Here is a 17204-nt window from a genome sequence, read left to right as displayed (position 1 = left end):
AGTCGATGTCTTCGTTGGCGTCGAGGCCGTAGCTCACGACGTTGAACCACTTGCCGCTCATGTTGAGCGCCATGCCGTGCGTGAGGTGGCCGCCTTCGGCGAGGCTCATGCCCATGATGGTGTCGCCTGGCTTCAGGACGGCGAAGAACACGCCCTGGTTGGCCTGCGAGCCGGAGTTCGGCTGGACGTTGGCGGCTTCGGCGCCGAACAGCGCCTTGACGCGGTCGATCGCGAGCTGCTCGACGATATCGACGTTTTCGCAGCCGCCGTAATAACGCTTACCGGGATAGCCTTCGGCGTATTTGTTGGTGAGCTGCGAACCTTGCGCGGCCATGACGGCGGGCGAGGTGTAGTTTTCCGACGCGATGAGCTCGATGTGCTCTTCCTGGCGGCGGTTCTCGAGTTCGATCGCGGCGAAGAGTTCGGGATCGACGTTGGCGATGGTGCTTTCGGCTCTGTCAAACATACGGGTTCCGTTAAGTGTGTTCAGGTTGACCGGGTCTCGCGCGGAACGCGTAGCGGGTACGCGGCGCTGCTGGCGAAGTGGCCAGCCTTGACGTGGCGGAAGAAGGTGCCGCACACGCGAGGCAGGACAGCCCGTGCAGCGCTCATTGAAGCGCGCGGATCTCGGCTGCCCAGGCGAACGGCAAAACGGCACCCTGCGCTTCACGGTGGGTCGTTCCACCTTGAGTTCCTGATCGAGCCGCGCCAGACGCAGCATGCCGCACGCTTGTTACAGCGGCTTTTACGGCATCGTGTGCAGCAAAACATGCACGCGCCGTCATTCAGGAACCCTATCGCCAGTCACGCAGGGATTGAGCGCGTAAGTGTATTGGAACGGCCCGGAATAGGCAACCGAGGCGACCCGCGAGCGGGCGTCGGCGAAGCCCGTGAGGCGCCCGGCTGTTGCGGCGCGCAGACTGCCGGGCAGCCCGCCACGCCATGGCGCCGTCGGCCCGACGCGGCGCTCGCGCGCGTTCCGACCCTTCCTTGCCGCAGCGCCGCAATGGAAGTAGGCTTTCCCCTTTCTTCGCCTACTACCGACCAGGGAGCAACCATGATCGTTTTCGTCACCGGCGCATCTGCGGGATTCGGCGCCGCCATCGCGCGGGCCTTCGTCAAGGGCGGCCATCGCGTCGTCGCCACGGCACGCCGCAAGGATCGCCTCGATGCGCTGGCCGCCGAACTCGGCGACGCGCTTCTGCCCTTCGAGCTCGACGTGCGTGACCGCGCCGCCGTGGAAGCCGCGCCCGCCGCCCTGCCGCCCGAATTCGCCGACGTTGACGTGCTCGTCAACAACGCGGGCCTCGCGCTCGGCGTGGAGCCGGCACAGAAGGCCGACCTCGACGAATGGGAAACCATGATCGAAACCAATTGCACCGGTCTGGTGCAGGTCACGCATGCCTTCCTGCCCGGCATGGTGGCGCGCAACCGCGGCCACGTCTTCAATCTGGGTTCGGTGGCGGGCCGCTGGCCGTATCCGGGCGGCAATGTCTACGGCGCGACCAAGGCGTTCGTGCGCCAGTTCAGCCTGAACCTGCGCGCCGACCTCGCCGGCACCGCGCTGCGCGTGACCGACATCGAGCCGGGCCTGTGCGGCGGCACCGAGTTCTCGAACGTGCGCTACCGCGGCGACGACGCCAAAGCCGCCAATGTTTACAAGGACGTGCAGCCGCTCACGGCTGAAGATATCGCCGACTCCATCTACTGGATCGCCACGCGCCCGGCGCACATCAATATCAACACGATCGAGCTCATGCCGGTCGCGCAATCGTTCGCCGGACTGAGTATCCACCGCGGATAAATTTGCTTTCAATTTTCCTGCGTATGTCAGTCGTCCGAACGGCGTTCGCGCCGTACGTTCCGGTAGAATGCGCGGCATGGAAATCTCCACCAGCAAGCCGGGTACGGCCCCAAGTTCGGAGGCCGCGTCCGGTTTTACATGGCCGATACGCGTCTACTACGAAGACACCGACGCCGGTGGCATCGTGTTCTACGCGAACTACCTGAAGTTCTTCGAACGCGCGCGCACCGAATGGCTGCGAGCCTGCGGCGTTGATCAACGCAGTCTCGCCGAGGAAACCGGCGCCCTCTTCGTCGTGCGCAGCACCGCGCTCGACTACCGGGTGCCCGCCCGTCTCGACGACGTCGTGACGATCGTGAGCCGCCTCGACAAGCTCGGCCGCGCGTCGGTCGATTTCATGCAGGAAGCGTGGCGCGGCGACACCTTGCTGGCCACGGGCAAGATCCGCGTTGGCTGCGTGGCGAGCGTCGACGGCACCATGCGCGCGAGCGCCATTCCCGACCACGTTCACGAGGCTTTGGAGCGTGGCATGAAGAAAGTCTTACCAACCGTGTCAACGGCATCCGCTTAATTGCCGTTGATACGACGCCAGTGAACTCGCGCGGGTCTTTGCAGGACCAAGCTGGGTTCGGCCGCGACGGCGCGCTGCCTTGCCGTTTGCCTTCGGGAAGCTTCGCGTTGACTTGCAGCCGCTCGCCCCTTCCGGGACGTTACAACGAACCTCTATGAACACTACACAAGATCTGTCGATCATTTCACTCGTTCTTAATGCGAGCATACTGGCACAGGCGGTGATGGGACTTCTCCTGTTGCTGTCTCTGATCTCCTGGACCTTCATCTTCCGCAAGTGGTTCGCCATCCGCCGCGCACGCCGGCAGACCGAGCGCTTCGAACGCGACTTCTGGTCGGGCGGCGACCTGCAGGCGCTCTACCAGAGCGCAGCGAACAACCGCCACACGATCGGCGCGCTCGAGCGTATCTTCGAGTCGGGCATGCGCGAATTCCTGAAGGCCAAGGAGAAGCGTCTGAACGATCCGAGCCTCGTGCTCGACGGCGCCCGCCGCGCCATGCGCGCGGCCTTCCAGCGCGAAATGGACGCGCTCGAGGCGAATCTCTCGTTCCTCGCCTCGGTCGGTTCGGTCAGCCCGTACATCGGTCTGTTCGGCACCGTGTGGGGGATCATGAATGCGTTCCGCGGTCTCGCGAACGTGCAGCAGGCCACGCTCGCGAACGTCGCGCCCGGCATCGCCGAAGCGCTGACGGCTACCGCCATCGGTCTGTTCGCCGCGATTCCGGCCGTCGTTGCGTACAACAGCTACGCGCACGACATCGACCGTCTGGCGATCCGCTTCGAAACCTTCATCGAAGAGTTTTCGAACATCCTGCAGCGTCAGGCCCACTAATCTTCACGAAGCAAGGAGTCGAAGATGGGAGGCTCAGTCCGTTCGAGCATGCGAGGCAGCCGCTCGCGCCGCGCGATGGCCGACATCAACGTCGTGCCGTACATCGACGTGATGCTGGTGCTGCTCGTGATCTTCATGGTGACCGCGCCGCTGGTGGCGCCGTCCATCGTCAATCTGCCGACCGTCGGTGGCGCGTCGCAGCAGCAGCAGGTTCCACCCGTCGTGGTCAATATCCGGCCCGACGGCAATCTGAGCGTCAAATATAAGGACGACTCGGGCGCCACGCAGCAGGAAACCATGTCGCGCGCCGACCTTAACGGCTTCGTCGCCGACCGCGAGCAGAGTCATCCCGACCAGCCCGTCGTGATCGCCGCCGACAAGTCCGTGAAGTACGAGACGGTGATGAACGTCATGTCCGATCTGAAGGCGCACGGCGTCAAGCGTGTCGGACTGCTCGTCAAATCGCAATGACCGGCAAGAAAGACACTTATCCGCTGCAGCCTCCGCGCGAGCGTGGCACGGGGCGTGCTATAGCGCTCGCCGTGGTCATGCACGTGCTGCTCGGTTTCTTCCTCTACCACGGCATCCACTGGCAGAACAGCACGCCGGCGGGTGAAGAGGCGGAGCTCTGGACCGAGGTGCCGGACCTGTCGACGCCGAAGCCGTTGCCGCCGCCCGCGCCGGTGGCCCCTGCCCCGCCGCCGCCGCAGACGGAAGACGCCGACATCGCGCTGCAGCAGCAAAAGCGCAAGCAGCAGGAAGCCGCGGCGCGCGAGGCGCAACTGGCCGAACAGCAGCGCATCAAGCAGCAGCAGGAAGCCGATGCGAAGCGCCAGCAGCAACTGGCCGCCCAGCAGGCGGCGCAGCTCGCCGCGCAGCAGAAGGCCGCGAAGCTCAAGCAACAGCAGCAGCAAGAACAGCAGCAGGCCGCCGAGAAGCTCAAGCAGCAGCAACAGCAGCAGGACGCGCTGAAGAAGCAGCAGGAAGAAGAGCAGCAGAAGCAGGCGAAGCTCGACGCCCAGAAGAAGGCCGACGCCGACAAGGCCGCGAAGGCGAAGGCGCAAGCCGACGCCCAGGCCAAGAAGCTCGACGCCGAGCGGCGCGCGCGCATCGCGCAGATGCAAGGCTCGATGGGCGGCGGCGAAGGCACGAGCGGCAACGGTCTCGCGAAGAGCGGCACGGGCAGCGGTTCGGGCGGCAATGCAGCCACGCCGGGTTATGCCGACAAGGTGCGCCGCCGCGTGCGTCCGAACATCACGTGGTCCGGCGAAACGTCGGGCCTCGAGACGGAGATCGCCGTGCACTGTTCGCCGAGCGGCACGCTGCTTTCGGCGACGATCACGCGCAGCAGCGGCAACTCGTCCTGGGACGATGCAGCCTTGCGTGCGGTCAAGCTTTCGGACCCGATGCCGCAGGACACCGACGGCAAGACGCCGTCCAGTTTCAAGATTACCTTGCGCCCGGCGGGTTGACGGCGCAAGTCAGAGTGCAAAAACGCTGGCGCGCGGCGGCAGACAGGAACGATTCGATGCATTTCGGGTCTGTCTGCTGTCGCGCGGTGTGACAAATATCGCTTTTTCAGGAAACATCACAGCATGAGTCTGATGACGAAAATTGGCCTGCGTACCCTCGTCGCTTCCTGCCTGATCGCAGTGGGCGGCGCCGCGAACGCCCAACTCAACGTCCTCGTCACCGGCGTGGGCTCCACCCAGTTTCCGATCGCCACGGCGACCTTCGCGGGCGAAGCCAATTCGCCGCAGCAGGTCGCCGCGATCGTGCGCGCCGACCTCGCGCGCAGCGGCAAATTCACCAACGTCGACGCCGGCAGCGCGCCGGTGTCGGAAACCGACTCGGTCGACCTCGGCAGCTGGAAGGCCAAGGGCGCCAACGCGTTCGTCGCGGGCAGCGTCAACAAGCTGCCGAACGGCCAGTACGAAGTGCGCTTCAAGCTCTACGACACCGTCAAGGGCGAAAGCCTCGGCGGCCTCGTGCTGCAAAGCCCGCCCGCGGGCCTGCGCATGAGCGCGCACAAGGTCGCGGACTACATCTATCAGAAGCTGATGGGCGACCGCGGCGTGTTCGCCACGCGCCTGTCGTACGTGATCCGCACGGGCGGTCGCTATCAGCTGCAGATTTCGGACTCCGACGGACAGGACGCGCACATCGCGCTCTCCAGCCCCGAGCCGATCATCTCGCCGGCCTGGTCGCCCGACGGCACCAAGGTCGCTTACGTTTCTTTCGAAAAGAAGAAGCCCATCGTCTACGTGCATGACCTGCCTACGGGGCGGCGCGTCATCATCTCGGACCAAAAGGGCAACAACTCGGCACCGGCCTGGTCGCCGGACGGCCGCACGCTCGCCGTCGCGCTGTCGCGCACGGGCAACACGCAGATCTTCGCCGTCAATGCCGACGGCTCCGGTTTGCGCCGCCTGACGCAAGGCACGACCATCGACACCGAACCCACCTTCTCTCCTGACGGACGCTCGATTTACTTCACGAGCGACCGCGGCGGCCAGCCGCAGATCTACAGGATGTCCGCACAGGGTGAAAGCGCAGGCGCAGCACAACGCGTGACGTTTACCGGCAGCTATAACACGAGCCCGCGGGTCAGCCCCGACGGCAAACAGCTGGCGTACATCTCACGCACGGGCGGCGGATTTAAGCTGTACATTCAAGATCTGCAGTCCGGCGTCGCAACCGCGCTCACCGACACGACACATGACGAATCGCCCAGCTTCGCGGCGAACGGTCAGTACATTCTTTACGCCACTCAGGTGAACGGCCGTGGCGTGCTGGCTGCTGTATCGACCGACGGTCGTACGCGGCAAATCCTGTCCGTTCAGGGCGGCAGCGTACGCGAGCCGTCCTGGGGTCCTTTTATGCAATAACACTTCAGGAGAGCAAAAATGATGTCGAACAAATTCCGCCTGGCGCTGGCCGTCTTGATGATCGGTGCACTGGCCGCGTGTAAGTCGGCTCCGAAGACCGACGAAAACGCGAACGCCGGCTCGATGAGCACGCAGCCGAACCCGAACGCCGTCGCGCAAGTGAACGTCGACCCGCTGAACGATCCGAACAGCCCGCTCGCCAAGCGCAGCGTGTACTTCGACTTCGACAGCTACGCAGTCAAGGACGACTACCAGAGCGTGATCCAGGCTCACGCCCAGTACCTCAAGACGCACCCGGAACGTCACGTCCTGATCCAGGGCAACACCGACGAGCGCGGCACGAGCGAGTACAACCTGGCACTCGGCCAGAAGCGTGCTGAAGCTGTCCGCAAGGCGCTGTCGCTGATGGGCGTGCCCGATTCGCAGATGGAAGCTGTGAGCCTGGGCAAGGAAAAGCCGGTCGCACAAGGTCACGACGAAGCCTCGTGGGCGCAAAACCGTCGTGCCGACCTCGTGTACCAACAGTAATCTGAGCATTGGATGAAGGGGCGTATGTCGCACCGTTTCTCCCCGCTGCGGGTAGCCGCAGCCGCCTGCGTGGCCGGCGTCGCCTTTGCGGCGATCCCGGCCCACGCGGGTCTCTTCGATGACGATCAGGCGCGCCAGGCGATTCTCGACCTGCGCGCCAAGACCGACAATCTGTCGAGCCAGTTGTCCGCCGCACAGCGCACGATTCTCGATCAGTCCAACCACATCGACCAGCTCAACCAGCAGGTCGCCACGTTGCGCGGACAGACCGAGGATCTGGCGAACGAGCTCACGACCCTGACGAAGCAACAGAAGGACTACTACACGGATCTCGATACGCGTCTCAAGAAGTTCGAGCCGCAGCAAGAGACCGTGGATGGCGTGCAGGGTACCGTTCAGCCGGGCGAAATGGATGCGTTCAACTCCGCTTCCCAGCAGTTCCGCAACGGTGACTTCAAGCAGGCCGCTTCGGCGTTCCGCAGCTTCATCTCCAAGTATCCGCAGAGCCCGTATCAGCCTACGGCGCAGTACTGGCTCGGCAACGCGCTGTATGCGTTGAAGGACTACAAGGGGTCGACGGCGACGTGGCAGGGCGTGGTCAAGAACTATCCGCAACATCCGCGCGCAGCCGAGTCGCTGCTGGCGATCGCGAACAATCAGATGGAGCAGGGGCAAAAGGCTGCGGCCAAGCGCACGCTCGAACAGATCGTTTCGCAATACGGCAGCTCGGACGTTGCCCAGACGGCACAGAGCAAGCTGTCACAGCTCAAGTAAGCGCCGCTGGATCGATGTAGCGTGAAGCGAATGCGGCCGTCGTTGCGATGTCGACGACCGCCGGTTCGCCAAGCGCGCCTCTCGCATTTCCCGAAAAGCCCGGAATACACCGTATTCCGGGCTTTTTCTTTTGGCTTGTCTTGCCCGAGCGCTCCGTGAACGCCAAATGAACGCACGGCCCAGGGTTGACACGTATAGGATGTCTGCTATAATCCCGCTTCTTTCGGGTCGTTAGCTCAGCTGGTAGAGCAGCGGACTTTTAATCCGTTGGTCACAGGTTCGAATCCCGTACGGCCTACCAAAGCTTGAAACAAGAAGCCCAGTCCTCGTGACTGGGCTTTTTGCTTTTGCGCGACGCTTTCTGCCGGATGCGGTCTGCGTTCCCGGGCAAGCCTCGCCCAGCTCAGCGTGTATACTTCCCCACCCTGCCGTTCCCCCGCCGCACAGGCCACGTCAACATGAAGTTCTCGACTCTCGCCTGCGTCATGCTCGCGCTGCTCTGGATCAGTCTGCGCGTCCAGGCCCAAGTTCAAGCTCCGCCCGAAGACTACGAATATCTGCGCCGAATGAAGGTGCCCGACGCCGTGGTGAACTGCGTCGCCGCGCTCGATCAATGGGTGCACGGCGCACCGCGCTACGACTCGCTGATGGTCCCCGACCGCCGCGCGCTCACCGCGAAAGTCGAAAGCCCGGTGCCTGCGAGCGCGCTGCCTGACGGCGCGTCGAGCCCGGTACCGCAGGCCTCGCCCATCGACACGCTGATTCACCTGCGCGGCTTCGCGAAACTGCGCGGCAAGTACGCATGGGTGCCCGTCAAGGCGACGTGCGGCATCTGGCATACGCACGTGGTCGATGTCGCGCTCGCGCCGCACGGCACGCACAGCAGCGATTCGCCGATCCACTAACGCCTCATCAGTTGCGCGATCCACGCGAATCGCGCACCGCCGCTCTCAGCGCTTGCCGCCCGCCGCGGCGCGCTTGCACATTGCCTCGTTGAACAGAATCGCCTTGCCGACGCTGCGATAGTTATCGGCGTCGCAGGGCGGCAGTTCATCCGTGCCGTTCTGGATCGCGACGGTTTGCGCGAGCGTCGCGACGCACTGCGCGCTCTGCCCAAGGTGATACTGCGCGAGCGCGAGATCGCTGCGCGCGCTGTCCCGCTCGATCCAGTTCATGAACGTCTGGCACTCGCCGACCAGCGAACCCAGCGCCGCGCTCGCGCCCGCGTAATCCTTCTTCGCATACAGCGCCCGCGCCGACTTCAGACGCGTTGCGCGCGCCGCATCGCGGCACGCCTCGGGCGGCTTGCGGTATTCGCCCTGGAAGTCCGCGCGCATGCCGCAGAACGAGCGGCATGCGTCCGAATCGCCGGTGTCGAGTTTCAGTTGGCCGTTCGCGCCCGTCATGCTGATCCGGCAGGTGGCGTCGCTATCGGTCGCGATGCCGGTGCGGCCCACGATCTTGCCGTCGACCTGACATTCGTGGCAATTCCCGCCCACCGTCTCGATGCTGAAGCGGCCGTTCTTCACGCTCAGCGAGCCGTGGCCGCTGCCGCCCTCGACGAAGATGTAGTCGCCTGCCTCGACGGCAGGCGCGGCCTGCGCCGCCGACGCGCCGAACACCGCACACAAGCCCGCAACGCACGCAGCAACGCGCGCCACAACATACGCCGCGTCCTGTACGCGCCGAATCCGCGCATGCCCCCATGCGAGTCGCGACATCGCCCTTCTCCCTGTTTCGAGCCTGAGATTTCCCGGCTATGCGCGGCAAGCACGCCCCGCGCCGGACAAAGCGAGATCATCCCATAGACGCGCCATCGCACGAACGGACCGTGCCGCGCCCATGAAAAAAGCCCGCACGCATCACGCGCACGGGCTTTCTTCGTCGAGCCTCGGCGGCTCAAATCGGCAAAGACTTAGTCGGCCTTGATGCCTTCGACCTGGATCTGCAGCGTCGTGGCCATCTTGAAGCCATATGCCTGGCCGTAGTTCACGCCGTAGTCCGAACGATCGAACGTGGCGGTCGCGTCGGCGCCGCACACTTCACGCTTGAGCATCGGGTTCTGGAAGCACTTGAACGAATCGATCTTCAGGTTCAGCGGCTTGGTCACGCCGTGCAGCGTGAACGTGCCGATCACTTCGACGGGCTTGTCGCCGTCGTACTTGATCGACGTGCCCTTGTAGACCGCCGTCGGGTACTTGGCTGCGTCGAGCATTTCCGCCGAGCTGACGTGCTTGTCGAGCGCCTTGTTGCCCGTGTCGATCGACGATGCGTCGATGGTCACGTCGACCGTGCCGGTCTTCGCAGCCGGGTCGAGCACGACCGTGCCCGAGCTCTTCGTGAACTTGCCGCGCCACACCGAGACGCCGCCGAAGTGGTCGGTCTCGAAGCTCGGGTACGTGTGCGTCGGGTCGAGGTTGTAGGTGGTCGGCGCAGCGACGGCGGGCGTGGCGATGGCGGCGGCGAGTGCGGCGGCGGCAGCCGCGGCGAAGATCGTGTTCTTCATGTGAGCGTGTGTCCTGATGCTGGGGTTAAGACGAAGCGAATGCGATTTGCGATGAAAACGGACAGCCGGTGCGCGTCAATGCGCGGCGGCCACGATGTGAAACTTGATCTGCACGTCGTCGGCGACGATCGAGGTGTCTTTCCACTCGCCCGTGCCGATGTTGTACGCGAGGCGCTTGATGGGCAGCGCGCCGTCGAACACCTGGTTCGCGCCGTCCTTGTGGTACTGCACCGGCACGACGACGTCGGTCGTCTTGCCCTTGATCGTGAGCTTGCCCGCGACCGAATACGCGCCGTTCGCGCCGGCCTTGATCTGCGTGGAGACGAAGGTCGCGTGCGGGAATTTGCCTGCGTCGAACCACTCGTCGCCGGCCACTTCCTTGTTGTAGTCGGGCGAGCCGAGGTCGAAGCTCGCGACCTCGACGTCGAGCTTCGCGCTCGATGCGGCGGCGTTGGCCGGATCGAAATGCACGTCGGCGCTGAAGTGGTTGAACTTGCCTTCGACCGGCACGTTCATCTGCTTGAACACGGCCGAGACGGTGCTCTTGCCGGCTTCGGGCGCCGCATCCGCGTTCAGGGCGAACGAAGCGGTGAAGGCCGCGCCGGCGGCGAGCGCCGCGCCGAGCGCGACGACGGAGGCTTTCTGGACGAGACGGTGGATCATGATCGGTTCGCTATTTACGCTGGAAGCGGTGAAAAAGACGTCGAAAAGGAAAGCGGCGCGCGAGGCGCGGCGCACGGGGTGTTCAATCGCGCGGCGTGCCGAACGGCAGCATGCGCGCGAGGATGTTCTGCCGGTCGAGCAACTGATGCTTCACGACCGCGAGCACGTGCAGCGCCACCACGGCGAGCAGCGTGTAGTTCAGCGACACGTGCACGAGGCGCAGCGTGCCCTTGAGCGCGGTGTCCGGATCGATCAGCGTGGGCAGCGGCCAGATGCCGAGATACACCACCTGAATGCCGGCCGCCGAGCTGTACAGATAGCCGGTCACGGGAATCGCCACCATCAGCACGTAAAGCAGGAAGTGACCGAGATGCGCGAGCCCCTTCTCCCACGCGGGCGTCGCGGCGGGCAGCACGGGCGCGGCGTGCGTCGCGCGCCAGATCAGGCGCACCAGCACGAGCGCAAGCACGGTCACGCCGATCCACTTGTGCCACGAAAAATAGCGCAGCTTGGTGGGCGTGATGCCGGGAATGTCGGTCATGATCCAGCCGAGCGCGAAGCCCCAGACGATCAGCACGGCGACCAGCCAGTGCAGCAGCATGGCGACGCCGCTGTAGCGGCCGGCGGACTTGACGGTTCGATTCATCGGCATGGTTATCCTTGATGGGGAACGCGCACTTTACCCCGACGCGAGCTATTCAAACAATCGTCTAGAATGGATCGTTACCATCCAATTTTTCGATAGATCGCCCATGGACCGCTCTCCGAGCCTCGAACAACTGCGCGCGCTGATCGCGGTGGCGGAAACCGGCAGCTTCTCGGCGGCGGCCCGCCAGCTCGACCGCGCGCAGTCGGTGGTGAGCTACACGATCGCGAATCTGGAGGCGCTGCTGGGCGTGGCGCTGTTCGAGCGCGGCAAGCGCAAGCCCGAACTCACGGCGGCGGGCCGTGCGATTCTCGCCGACGCGCGCCGCCTCGACCTGCTGATGGGCCAGCTTAACGCCAAGGCGGCCGGGTTGCAGCGCGGGCTGGAAGGCGAAGTCTCGGTGGCCGTCGACGTGATGTTTCCGTCGGGACGGCTGGTGCAGGCGCTGCAGGCCTTCGCGCGCGAATTCCCCACCGTCGCGCTGAATTTGACGATGGAAGCGCTCGGCGGCGTGCTCAAGCTCGTGCTCGACGGCGACTGCGCGTTCGGCATCAGCGGGCCGAACCAGAACTGGCCGCACGTGATCGAGGCGCGCGCGATCGGCACCGTCGAACTGGTGATGGTGGCCGCGCCCTGTCATCCGCTCGCGCAGGCCGCGCAGCCCGTGCGCATTTCCGACGCGCGCGAGCACACGCAACTCGTGCTCACCGACCGCAGCCGCCTGACGGTCGGGCAGACCTTCGGCGTGTACAGCAACCGCGCGTGGAAACTCGGCGACCTCGGCGCGAAGCACCGTCTGCTGCTCGCGGGCCTGGGCTGGGGTTCCATGCCGCGCCATCTGGTGGAAGCCGATCTCGAAGCGGGCCGCCTCGTGCGCATCGCGCTCGCCGACCGCAGCTCGGTGAATTACAACGTCACGCTGATCCATCGCACCGACACGGGCGCCGGTCCCGCGACCCTGTGGCTCTGCGAATATCTGACGAACGGCACGCCGCCGCACGCGTCGCTGCCCGACGCGCGCTGACATCGTCGGCGGCATGCGCTGACAGCGTCGGCTGAACTCGCGCGCAGACATTGCCGCGCGCCCAGTTGCGCCGATACAACCCGCCCGCGCACCTGACAAAGCTTCACAAACCCGCCTGAGCCGCGCCACGCGGCGCGCCGCAGCCATTGCGGCGCGTCGGCCGCTGCGCCGGGCGTGGCAATCCGCCCGTCCACGCATTTTTCGAGAAAGACCCTCGTGCCATGATCGCGCCGCTCAAAAAGCCGGCGGCGCGCGACCTCGCGCCGCGACGGTCCGCGCGGTGCCGTCTTCCACCGCGCGTCGCTCGATCTTGCTCGACACGTCACATGGATAACTTCGTCTACTGCCTGGTTTCGAATCTCGCCCTGCTTGCCGCCGTGCAACTGGTCTGCTGGTTCATCCGCGCGATGCGCCCGGACGTGAGCGTGCGCGGCGCGCGCGTGTTCGTCGGCATGATGGTGCTCGCGTGCGCCTTCGACGCCGCACTCACCTTCCTCGTGTTCGCCGATGCGGGCGGCCCGTGGCGCGAGCGTCATCCGGTCGAAGCGTTCTTCCCGCGCGCCGCCGCGTATGTGCTGAGCGCGCTGTTCGCGCTCGTCGCCGGCGGTCTGGTCAGTCGACGCGCGGCTGATCGCCACGCAGAGCGCGAAACTGGACGCAGCGCTGAACGCAAAACCGCGCGCGACGACCTCGTGATCGAAACGTCGCCCTACAGCAAATCCACCTTGCCGATGTAGGGCGCCGCGCATCCTCGCTACTTCGACGCCTTCTTGCCCTTGCCCGACGCCGTAGCCGCGGGTTGCTGCGCCTGCGACGCTTGCGACGCCTGCGCGGCTTTCACAGCTTTCACAGACTTCGCAGGTTTGGCGGCTTGAGCCGGTTGCGCAGCCTGCCCCGCCGGCGGCACCACGCCGGACCACCCCGGCAGATAACGCGCGTCCGGGTCGTGTGCGTGGGCGAGCGCCTCGCTGAGCGCCTCGTCGAAGTCCTTGCGCACGCGCGCCGCCGACACCTTGCGGCGCAGATAGTCGGCCCAGAGGAATTCGCTGAACGGCGTCGTGTCCTTCGCGTAGCCGCCCGCCACGCGCAACTCGCCCGCGAGGCTGCGGTACGGATCGTCGGCGAGACCGAGCAGCTGCTTCGGCAGATTCGTGTAATCGCAGCGCTCGCCGGACGCATCGAACGGATGCACCCACTGGTTGTGCTCCATCATCCGCCAGAAGATCGTGGTGTCGAGCCACGACAGATCCTTGAGCACCGTCACCTTCACGCTCGGCACGCCTTCGTGCAGCCACGCGAGCCCGAGGTGGTGATGATCGACCACGTAGTAGCGCCCCTTCGGCCCGAGCACGGCCGGAAACCAGTGCGAATCGATCGCCGCCGCGCGGCCTTTCTTGTCGAGCGATGTCCAGTGCTCGCGCTTGGCGTTGACCTCGCGAAAGCCGACGGTAAGCTGCGTCGGACGCAGTTCGTCGAGATTGACGTCGATGAGATGCAGATCGGTGTTCTGCAGGTTCATGGCTGGCCTCCTGATCGGGTATCGCGAAGTGATGGGATGCGGTGAATAACCGTCGCGCAACGATACAACCGAACCGGTATGCGGTGCGCATGAATCGAGGCAACGAGCCGCGCGACCCTTGTCGGGTCAACCCCGACGACGCCGGGCACGCAGGATGCACGCGATCGCCACTTCGCCTATAAATGCACGGATATGACGCGAAGGCGCGGCGCCCTGCCGGCTTTTCGCCAGATCGTTAAGCATCGGCGTCACCGACCGTTTCGCAGTTCTTGCCTCAACGTCGTCGCAGGTTTGTTTCAGGCAGTCGCATCAGCTCGCAGTGCTCTGCAGTTCGCGCGTCTTTCCGGCTCAATCATCGACTCAAGCGAGGGCATCTTGGATCTCGAAACCATCCGCGTATTCATCATGACCCGAGGCATCGACTTCGGGACCAAGGTGCTGGCGGCGATCGTGCTGTGGATCGTCGGGCGCTGGGTCATCAACCTGATCGCCGGCTTCCTGCGCAAACTGCTCGGCCGCAATGAACGCGTCGACCCCACGCTCGCGCACTACCTCAGCTCGATTCTCGCGGGCGTGCTCAACCTGCTGCTGGTGCTCGCGATCCTGCAGGTGTTCGGCGTGCAGACCACCTCGTTCGCGGCGCTGCTCGCCGGTCTCGGCCTCGCCATCGGCACGGCGTGGGGCGGTCTGCTCGCGCACTTCGCGGCGGGCGTGTTCATGCAGGTGCTGCGTCCGTTCAAGGTCGGCGACTTCGTGACGGCGGGCGGCGTGACCGGCACCGTGAAAGAGCTGGGCATCTTCGGCACAACCATCATTTCACCGGACAACGTGATCAACATCGTCGGCAACAACAAGATCTTCTCGGACACCATCTCGAACTACAGCGCGACGCCCGTGCGCCGCGTCGAGCTGACCGCGAAGATCGCCAACGGCGTCGATCCCGTCGATGCCGCCAACCGGCTGCGCGCGGCCCTCGCGAAAATCCCGAACGTCGCGCAGGAACCCGCGCCCGACGTCGAGATTCTCTCGTTCACGCCCGAAGGTCCGTTGCTCGCGGTGCGTCCGTACACCAACAACGACACCTACTGGCAGGTGTATTTCGACACCAACCGCGCGATCGTCGAGACCTTCCGCGACGCGGGTTATCCGACGCCGGAAACGCCGTCGATCATCCGGCGCATCGGCACGCAGGGCGCGTAAGGCGTCCGCGCAAAGAAAAACGGCATCGTCCTTGCGGGCGATGCCGTTTTTTCGTGAAGCGCCGATCCGACGTTCAGCCGATCAGCCGCTCAGTGCGCCTCAATTGCCATTCGGCCCGCGCACGGCATTGCCGCCGCTGTTCTTGCGCATCATCTTCCAGAGGCCGCCGAGCACGACCGGCACGATCGCCGCGCCGATGCCCACCAGCACGATGATGTTGAGGTACTGGCGGATGAACGGAATGTTGCCGAAGAAGAAGCCGAGCAGCACGAGCAGCAGCACCCAGAACAGCGCGCCCGCGACGTTGAAGAGCTGGAAGCGCTGCATGCTCATCTGCGAGACGCCCGCGACGAACGGCGCGAACGTGCGCACGACCGGAATGAAGCGCGCGAGCACGATGGTCTTGCCGCCGTGACGTTCGTAGAAGTTGTGGGTCTTTTGCAGCGCGGCGCGGTCGAGGAAGCGTTCGAGCCCGCGTATGCGCGTATTGAACACTGCCGGTCCGATCGCCCGGCCGATCATGTAGTTGAGCGTGTTGCCCGTGACCGCCGCGACGATCAGGAGCACGAGCAGCAGGCCGAGATTCATCTCGTGCGTGGCCGCGAACGCGCCGCCGATAAACAGCAGCGAATCGCCCGGCAGGAACGGCAGCACGACGAGCCCGGTTTCGCAGAACACGATCAGGAACAGGACCGCATAGACCCAGGCACCGTACTGGTGGATGAAGACTCCGAGAAACTTGTCGATGTGCAAGACAAGATTGACGAACTGCAGCAGCGTATCCAAAAGTGTCCCTTATTGGTCGAGGACGGAGCGCTTGCAGGAAGCGCCCTCGCCCGGTGTTGCGCGAGAAGGAAAATTGACCGCGCCATGATACAGAAAGTGCCCCGCCGTCACGAAAAATTCCCGTGAACGGCGGCAAAAATGCGTCCAATAGATCGCATATTGGCGCTTAACGGACACTTAAGGGGCGCGAGTCGCGCGCCAGGCCGGCGCGTCGCGACTCGCTATAATTGCGCGCATGTCTTCGAATTCCGATCCCACCGGCGCCGCCGCGCCCGACGCTCCCGCCTCCGCCGACGCCCATGAGGCCAACGCGGCGGACTCGGCCAACGCAGCCACCGCGGCGCCCGAATCCGTCTCGCGCGGCCCGCGGCCCGCGCGCGCGATCCAGGCGCTGCCCGATCAGCTGATCAGCCAGATCGCCGCCGGCGAAGTGGTCGAGCGCCCCGCCTCGGTCGTGAAGGAACTGCTCGAAAACGCGCTGGACGCGGGCGCGAGCACGCTGCGCATCCTGCTCGACGAAGGCGGCGTCAAACGCATCTCGATCGCCGACGACGGCTGCGGCATTCCCGAAGGCGAATTGCCGCTCGCGCTGATGCGCCACGCCACCAGCAAGATCCGCTCGCTCGCGGAACTCGAAAGCGTCGCGACGCTCGGGTTTCGCGGCGAAGCGCTGGCCTCGATCGCCTCGGTCGCCGAAATGTCGATCACGAGCCGCACCGCGCAGGACGCGCACGCCGTCAAGATCGACGCGCATACGGGCGCGATCTCGCCCGCCGCGGGCGGCCAGGGCACGACTATCGAAGTGCGCGAGCTGTACTTCAATACGCCCGCGCGCCGCAAATTCCTCAAGAGCGAGCAGACCGAACTCGGTCATTGCCTGGAAATGATCCGCCGCAGCGCGCTCGCGCGTCCGGACGTGGCGATTTCGGTGCTGCACAACGGCCGCGCCGTCGAGCACTGGAACGCGAGCGATCCGGGCACGCGCGTCTCGAAGATTCTCGGCGAGACCTTCGCCACCGCGCATCTGCCGCTCGACGAGCGCGCGGGTCCGCTCGCCGTCTACGGCTGCGCGGGTCTGCCGACGGCGAGCCGCAATCGCGCCGATCAGCAGTACTTCTTCGTGAACGGCCGCTTCGTGCGCGACAAGCTGCTCACGCACGCGGTGCGCGCGGCCTATGAGGACGTGCTGCACGGCGACCGTTATCCGTCGTATGTGCTGTTCCTCGACCTGCCGCCCGAGGCCGTCGATGTGAACGTGCATCCGTCGAAGATCGAGGTGCGTTTCCGCGATTCGCGCTCGATTCACCAGTTCGTGTTCCATGCCGTGCAGCGCGCGCTCGCGCGGCACGCGGGCGCGTCGCCGGAAACCACGGCGGGCGGCCATGCCGCGATGATCGAACCGCGCGCGATTCCGGGCGCGGGCGTGCTCGGTGGATCGGCGGGGCTCAGTTCGATCATCGCGA

At 65.1% G+C, this 17204-nt stretch carries 18 protein-coding genes, 1 tRNA gene, 2 pseudogenes and 1 riboswitch; of the genes and pseudogenes, 14 read left to right on the top strand and 7 right to left on the bottom strand.

All coding sequences use genetic code 11. From position 1 onward, the window contains the following. Positions 1–466: pseudogene (gene glyA / locus G3N97_RS26190) on the bottom strand (serine hydroxymethyltransferase); the annotation flags it as partial. A gap of 160 nt (positions 467–626) precedes the next feature. After that, a riboswitch (ZMP/ZTP riboswitch) is annotated at positions 627–818 on the bottom strand. A 239-nt stretch (positions 819–1057) separates the two neighbouring features. Between glyA and ydfG the strand changes: the two are divergent. The 10 genes from ydfG (at position 1058) to G3N97_RS26140 (ending at position 8302) form a co-directional block, all read left to right on the top strand. Beyond that, entirely contained in the window at positions 1058–1804 is a 747-nt protein-coding gene (gene ydfG / locus G3N97_RS26185; protein ID WP_074986727.1) for a bifunctional NADP-dependent 3-hydroxy acid dehydrogenase/3-hydroxypropionate dehydrogenase YdfG, read from the top strand. A 67-nt stretch (positions 1805–1871) separates the two neighbouring features. After that, positions 1872–2375, top strand: coding sequence for a tol-pal system-associated acyl-CoA thioesterase (gene ybgC, locus G3N97_RS26180; protein ID WP_205995963.1), 504 nt, complete (start codon positions 1872–1874; stop codon positions 2373–2375). A gap of 154 nt (positions 2376–2529) precedes the next feature. Then, positions 2530–3207: a protein TolQ gene (tolQ, locus tag G3N97_RS26175; protein WP_027817805.1), complete on the top strand. Its 678-nt coding sequence runs from the start codon at positions 2530–2532 to the stop codon at positions 3205–3207. A gap of 24 nt (positions 3208–3231) precedes the next feature. Continuing rightward, positions 3232–3678 (top strand): protein TolR, encoded by a 447-nt coding sequence (gene tolR / locus G3N97_RS26170; protein ID WP_065059253.1) that lies wholly within the window; start codon positions 3232–3234, stop codon positions 3676–3678. Next, the gene (gene tolA / locus G3N97_RS26165; RefSeq protein ID WP_205995962.1) at positions 3675–4679 is read left to right on the top strand and encodes a cell envelope integrity protein TolA; all 1005 of its coding nucleotides are present in this window, start codon (positions 3675–3677) and stop codon (positions 4677–4679) included. Before tolR ends, tolA begins: the two co-directional genes overlap by 4 nt. Before the next feature lie 123 nt (positions 4680–4802). Beyond that, positions 4803–6095, top strand: a complete 1293-nt coding sequence (gene tolB / locus G3N97_RS26160) for a Tol-Pal system beta propeller repeat protein TolB (protein WP_205995961.1) — start codon at positions 4803–4805, stop codon at positions 6093–6095. Between the two features lie 18 nt (positions 6096–6113). After that, positions 6114–6623: a peptidoglycan-associated lipoprotein Pal gene (gene pal / locus G3N97_RS26155; protein WP_065059256.1), complete on the top strand. Its 510-nt coding sequence runs from the start codon at positions 6114–6116 to the stop codon at positions 6621–6623. Between the two features lie 24 nt (positions 6624–6647). Next, positions 6648–7397: a tol-pal system protein YbgF gene (gene ybgF / locus G3N97_RS26150; RefSeq protein WP_205995960.1), complete on the top strand. Its 750-nt coding sequence runs from the start codon at positions 6648–6650 to the stop codon at positions 7395–7397. A 225-nt stretch (positions 7398–7622) separates the two neighbouring features. Beyond that, positions 7623–7698: transfer RNA gene (locus tag G3N97_RS26145), tRNA-Lys, on the top strand. Positions 7699–7855: 157 nt separating this feature from the next. Further along, entirely contained in the window at positions 7856–8302 is a 447-nt protein-coding gene (locus G3N97_RS26140) for a hypothetical protein (protein ID WP_241030837.1), read from the top strand. A 45-nt stretch (positions 8303–8347) separates the two neighbouring features. Here G3N97_RS26140 and G3N97_RS26135 read toward each other — a convergent pair whose 3' ends face one another. The 4 genes from G3N97_RS26135 to G3N97_RS26120 form a co-directional block, all read right to left on the bottom strand. Then, entirely contained in the window at positions 8348–9118 is a 771-nt protein-coding gene (locus G3N97_RS26135; RefSeq protein ID WP_241030836.1) for a hypothetical protein, read from the bottom strand. A gap of 194 nt (positions 9119–9312) precedes the next feature. Then, a complete protein-coding gene (locus tag G3N97_RS26130) occupies positions 9313–9903 on the bottom strand; it encodes a YceI family protein (RefSeq protein WP_065059258.1) in 591 nt (196 codons plus the stop codon). A 75-nt stretch (positions 9904–9978) separates the two neighbouring features. Further along, complete coding sequence (locus G3N97_RS26125; protein ID WP_074986791.1) at positions 9979–10566, bottom strand: YceI family protein; 588 nt, start codon at positions 10564–10566, stop codon at positions 9979–9981. An 82-nt stretch (positions 10567–10648) separates the two neighbouring features. Next, positions 10649–11212, bottom strand: a complete 564-nt coding sequence (locus tag G3N97_RS26120) for a cytochrome b (protein ID WP_205995959.1) — start codon at positions 11210–11212, stop codon at positions 10649–10651. A 106-nt stretch (positions 11213–11318) separates the two neighbouring features. Between G3N97_RS26120 and G3N97_RS26115 the strand changes: the two genes are divergently transcribed. Together G3N97_RS26115 and G3N97_RS26110 are read left to right on the top strand one after the other, a co-directional pair. Beyond that, on the top strand, positions 11319–12236 hold the full coding sequence (locus G3N97_RS26115) for a LysR family transcriptional regulator (protein ID WP_205995958.1): 918 nt from the start codon (positions 11319–11321) through the stop codon (positions 12234–12236). Between the two features lie 326 nt (positions 12237–12562). Beyond that, the gene (locus G3N97_RS26110; RefSeq protein ID WP_205995957.1) at positions 12563–12973 is read left to right on the top strand and encodes a hypothetical protein; all 411 of its coding nucleotides are present in this window, start codon (positions 12563–12565) and stop codon (positions 12971–12973) included. 167 nt (positions 12974–13140) lie between these two features. On the opposite strand, the pseudogene G3N97_RS26105 reads toward G3N97_RS26110, so the two are convergent. Further along, positions 13141–13755, bottom strand: a pseudogene (locus G3N97_RS26105) (ParB-like protein); the annotation flags it as partial. Between the two features lie 375 nt (positions 13756–14130). On the opposite strand from G3N97_RS26105, the gene G3N97_RS26100 reads away from it, so the two are divergent. Then, a complete protein-coding gene (locus G3N97_RS26100) occupies positions 14131–14955 on the top strand; it encodes a mechanosensitive ion channel family protein (RefSeq protein ID WP_205995955.1) in 825 nt (274 codons plus the stop codon). A 99-nt stretch (positions 14956–15054) separates the two neighbouring features. Here G3N97_RS26100 and G3N97_RS26095 read toward each other — a convergent pair whose 3' ends face one another. Beyond that, positions 15055–15741 carry a DedA family protein gene (locus G3N97_RS26095; protein ID WP_205995954.1) on the bottom strand — a complete coding sequence of 229 codons (687 nt, stop codon included), beginning with the start codon at positions 15739–15741 and terminating at the stop codon, positions 15055–15057. A gap of 235 nt (positions 15742–15976) precedes the next feature. On the opposite strand from G3N97_RS26095, the gene mutL reads away from it, so the two are divergent. Next, positions 15977–17204 (top strand): DNA mismatch repair endonuclease MutL (gene mutL / locus G3N97_RS26090; RefSeq protein ID WP_241030835.1); only part of this gene is annotated, 1228 nt, incomplete at its 3' end.

The sequence above is a fragment of the Paraburkholderia sp. Ac-20347 genome (genome assembly GCF_017104805.1).
In the GTDB taxonomy this organism is placed as follows: Bacteria; Pseudomonadota; Gammaproteobacteria; order Burkholderiales; family Burkholderiaceae; genus Paraburkholderia; species Paraburkholderia tropica.
Note: the sequence above shows the minus strand (reverse complement) of the source record. Positions and strands in the feature narration are given on the sequence as shown.

Excerpts from the sequence above, each read along its gene's own strand:
- ydfG (WP_074986727.1), top strand. The coding sequence starts at position 1,058 with ATGATCGTTTTCGTCACCGGCGCATCTGCGGGATTCGGCGCCGCCATC.
- ybgC (WP_205995963.1), top strand. The coding sequence starts at position 1,872 with ATGCGCGGCATGGAAATCTCCACCAGCAAGCCGGGTACGGCCCCAAGT.
- tolQ (WP_027817805.1), top strand. The coding sequence starts at position 2,530 with ATGAACACTACACAAGATCTGTCGATCATTTCACTCGTTCTTAATGCG.
- tolR (WP_065059253.1), top strand. The coding sequence starts at position 3,232 with ATGGGAGGCTCAGTCCGTTCGAGCATGCGAGGCAGCCGCTCGCGCCGC.
- tolA (WP_205995962.1), top strand. The coding sequence starts at position 3,675 with ATGACCGGCAAGAAAGACACTTATCCGCTGCAGCCTCCGCGCGAGCGT.
- tolB (WP_205995961.1), top strand. The coding sequence starts at position 4,803 with ATGAGTCTGATGACGAAAATTGGCCTGCGTACCCTCGTCGCTTCCTGC.
- pal (WP_065059256.1), top strand. The coding sequence starts at position 6,114 with ATGATGTCGAACAAATTCCGCCTGGCGCTGGCCGTCTTGATGATCGGT.
- ybgF (WP_205995960.1), top strand. The coding sequence starts at position 6,648 with ATGTCGCACCGTTTCTCCCCGCTGCGGGTAGCCGCAGCCGCCTGCGTG.
- G3N97_RS26140 (WP_241030837.1), top strand. The coding sequence starts at position 7,856 with ATGAAGTTCTCGACTCTCGCCTGCGTCATGCTCGCGCTGCTCTGGATC.
- G3N97_RS26135 (WP_241030836.1), bottom strand. The coding sequence starts at position 9,118 with ATGTCGCGACTCGCATGGGGGCATGCGCGGATTCGGCGCGTACAGGAC.
- G3N97_RS26130 (WP_065059258.1), bottom strand. The coding sequence starts at position 9,903 with ATGAAGAACACGATCTTCGCCGCGGCTGCCGCCGCCGCACTCGCCGCC.
- G3N97_RS26125 (WP_074986791.1), bottom strand. The coding sequence starts at position 10,566 with ATGATCCACCGTCTCGTCCAGAAAGCCTCCGTCGTCGCGCTCGGCGCG.
- G3N97_RS26120 (WP_205995959.1), bottom strand. The coding sequence starts at position 11,212 with ATGAATCGAACCGTCAAGTCCGCCGGCCGCTACAGCGGCGTCGCCATG.
- G3N97_RS26115 (WP_205995958.1), top strand. The coding sequence starts at position 11,319 with ATGGACCGCTCTCCGAGCCTCGAACAACTGCGCGCGCTGATCGCGGTG.
- G3N97_RS26110 (WP_205995957.1), top strand. The coding sequence starts at position 12,563 with ATGGATAACTTCGTCTACTGCCTGGTTTCGAATCTCGCCCTGCTTGCC.